This is a genomic window from Acidovorax delafieldii 2AN, assembly GCF_000175235.1.
Taxonomy (GTDB): domain Bacteria; phylum Pseudomonadota; class Gammaproteobacteria; order Burkholderiales; family Burkholderiaceae_C; genus Acidovorax; species Acidovorax delafieldii_B.
Map to the genome: position 1 here is coordinate 1 of NZ_ACQT01000531.1, position 1,120 is coordinate 1,120.

Below are 1,120 nucleotides of genomic sequence, written 5' to 3' on the forward strand. Positions count from 1 at the left end.
CACGCCGCCAGCCACTGCAGCAGCGCCGCCAGCGGCTGCAGCGCCCACGCAGCACCGTCCCACAGCGGAGTCCATACCACCCCGGCCAGCGCCAGCGGCGTCACCACCAGCGTCACCCACGGAATCGCGATTAGATTGGCCACGAACCCCACCACCGAAACCTGTCCGAACAGCAGCAACGTGAGCGGTGTGAGGGCCAGGGTCACCACCCACTGCTCTCTCAACAATGAAACGAAATGGCCCGTAGCGCTTATTCCACGAGCGCCATCAGCTATCGAATCTGCAGCAAAAAGCACGCCCACGGCCACGAAGCTCAACCAGAATCCGGCCTGCCATAGCGCCCACGGGTCCACCGCCACCACCACCGCGCAGGCCAGCAGCCACACCTGCGGCCAGGGCCATCGCCGTCCGCCGAGCTTGAGCGCGGCAATCGTGGCGAGCATCAGCACCGTGCGCTGTGCGGGCACACCCCAGCCGCTGAAGAGCGCATAGGCGCCAGCCAACAAAACCCCCGCCACAAGCGCTGCTGAAGGCGCCGGCACCGCCAGGCACAAGCGTGGCGAGCGGCACCACAGCCACCGCACCACCAACGCTGCCAGCCAGGCAAACAAGGTGATGTGCAAGCCCGAGATGCTCATGAGATGGGCCACGCCCGTGGCGCGGAACACATCCCAGTCGGCACGGTCGATTGCACGCTGGTCACCCGTCACCAGGGCCGCCACCACGCCGCTGATGCGCCCGTATCCATCGCCCTCGACCGCGCTGCCCGCCAGCCGCGCGACGATGGCATCCCGCACCACCTGGCGCATGCGCTCGACAGGGTGGTTCCAGGTGGTTCCCAATCGCTGCGGCAGCACATCCCGCGCCCCGGTGCGCACGTACCCCGTGGCCTGCACGCCCTGCTCCCACATCCAGAGTTCATAGTCGAAGCCATGCGGGTTGCGGGCGCCGTGGGGGCTTTCAGGCGCACGGTCATTTCCCAGCGCTCGCCCGCCTGCAGCCGCGGTGGATGCCGCAGCGCGTCCGCCGGGACCGCACCTTCCGCCGTGGGCTCGCCATACCAAGACACGTCCACCAGCGGCGGCAAGCTGACGGGCTCGCCCTGCCACTGCGCGGATTC

At 68.5% G+C, this 1,120-nt stretch carries 1 pseudogene; it reads right to left on the bottom strand.

The features are described 5' to 3' along the window. Positions 1-1,120 (bottom strand): annotated as a pseudogene (locus tag ACDELDRAFT_RS22820) (ComEC/Rec2 family competence protein); the annotation flags it as partial.